Annotated in this window: 2 protein-coding genes; both read left to right on the top strand. The window is 72.0% G+C overall.

Annotated elements, in window-relative coordinates:
* Nucleotides 1-1,626: endolytic transglycosylase MltG (gene mltG, locus DZF91_RS02660; protein ID WP_235834030.1), on the top strand; the 1,626-nt coding region annotated here is incomplete at its 5' end.
* Nucleotides 1,627-1,758: 132 nt separating this feature from the next.
* The coding region (locus tag DZF91_RS02655; protein WP_407920870.1) for a shikimate dehydrogenase family protein at nt 1,759-2,142 on the top strand (384 nt) is incomplete at its 3' end.

Raw genomic sequence — 2,142 nt, 5'->3', positions numbered from 1 at the left:
CGAGGCCGGCGCCGCCGCCCCGAGGGCGGGCAGCCCGCCGAGCGGTACGACCAGCGGGCCGGCCAGGCGCAGCGCGGCGAGGGCCGGCACCGCGGCCAGCAGCATGACCAGCCGCCGTACGACCAGCAGCCGTACGCGCAGCAACAGTACGAGCAGCAGCAGTACGAGCACCAACAGCCGTATGCGCAGCAGCAGTACGACCAGCGCCAGTACGACCAGCAGCACGAGCAGCAGCAGTACGCGCAGGGGCAGTACGACCAGTACGGCCGGCAGGTCCAGGAGCAGCCCGGGCACCCGCAGGCGGCCCAGCACGGCCAGGCCCCGCCCTACGGGCAGGCTCAGCACGGGCAGGCCCAGCACGGGCAGGCCCAGCAGCACGGCCAGGAGCAGTACGCCCAGGACGAGTACTACGACGACGAGTACGACGACTACCAGGAGCAGGGCCACGCCCAGGGCCACCCCCAGGGGCAGGGCCAGGGCGGCGGCCACCTCCTCGACGACCAGCTGAGCCGCGGCGACGAGCTCGGCCGCGACGAGCAGCGGCGCTCCCGCAAGAGGCAGCGCCGCCGCAAGGGCAAGGGACGCGCGGCGGTGCTCTTCGCGCTGGCGTTCCTGGTCGCGATCGTCGGCACGGGCGGCGTGCTCGGCTACGCCTGGCTCGACGGCCGGATGCATCCGCCGGACTACACCGGCGCGGGCTCCGGCAACGTGATCGTCCAGGTCAAGGACGGCGACAGCGGATCGGCGATCGCCGCGACGCTGCAGCAGCACGACGTGGTGAAGAGCGTCCGGGCGTTCCTGAAGGTGTACGGGCACGAGCCGAAGGCGTCCAGCCTCCAGCCGGGGTACTACCAGATGCGGCTGCGGATGTCGTCCAAGGCGGCGATGGCGCTGCTGCTCGACCCCAAGGCCCGCGCCGGCAACATGATCACGCTGCCGGAGGGACTGCGCGCGACCGAGGTCTACGAGAAGCTGTCGAAGAAGACCGGCATCCCGGTGCGCAACTTCGAGACCGCGGCCAAGGACGCCAAGGGCCTCGGGCTGCCGTCCTACGCCAAGGGCAGGGTGGAGGGCTACCTCTATCCAGGGCAGTACAACCTGAACCCGAACGCCCCGGCCAAGGACATCCTCAAGATGATGGTCGAGCGGTTCAACCAGCAGGCGCGCGAGCTGGACCTGGTCGGCAGGTCCAAGGCCGTCCGGCTGGACCCGGGCCAGGTCGTCACCCTCGCCAGCCTGCTGCAGGCCGAGGGCGGCACCAAGGCGGACTACCCGAAGATCGCCCGGGTGCTCTACAACCGGATCAAGATCGGCCGTCCGCTGCAGCTGGACACGACCGTGCTGTACGCGCTGAAGAAGCGGACCCTCCACGTGACCTACAAGGACACGGAGGTCGACTCGCCCTACAACTCCTACCGGGTGAAGCCGCTCCCGATCGGCGCGATCGACAGCCCCGGCGAGGACGCGCTGAAGGCCGCGCTGAACCCGGCCAAGGGCGACTGGCTGTTCTTCGTCACCACCAACCCGTCCACGGGCTACACCGAGTACGGGACGACCGACGCGGAGTTCACGGCGATGAAGGCCAAGCTGGACAAGTGGCTGGCCAAGCACCCGGCGGGCAAGTGAGCCTCCACCGGGCCGCGGTGCTGGGATCGCCGGTCGCCCACTCGCTGTCGCCGGTGCTGCACCGCGCGGCGTACGCGGAGATGGGACTGGCCGACTGGTCCTACGACGCGTTCGAGGTCGGCGTACGCGGAGATGGGACTGGCCGACTGGTCCTACGACGCGTTCGAGGTCGGCGAGGACGGCCTGGCCGGGTTCCTCGCCGGCCTGGACGGCTCGTGGCGCGGCCTGTCGCTGACGATGCCGCTGAAGCGGGTGGCGCTGTCGCTCGCCGACTCGGTGTCCGACCTCGCGGCGAAGGTCGGCGGCGCGAACACGCTCGTCCTGCGGGACGGGCGGCGCGCCGCCGACAACACCGACGTGCATGGCATCGTCACGGCGCTGCGCGAGGCGGGGCTGGACGGCGCCGGGTCCGCGCTGGTGCTGGGCGGCGGCGCGACCGCCGCGTCGGCGCTGGCCGCCCTGGCGGCGCTGGGCGTCTCCCGGGTCGCCGTCGCGGTGCGCAGCCCCGAGCGGGCC

This window comes from Actinomadura logoneensis (genome assembly GCF_003428695.1).
Classification (GTDB): domain Bacteria; phylum Actinomycetota; class Actinomycetes; order Streptosporangiales; family Streptosporangiaceae; genus Spirillospora; species Spirillospora logoneensis.
Note: the sequence above shows the minus strand (reverse complement) of the source record. Positions and strands in the feature narration are given on the sequence as shown.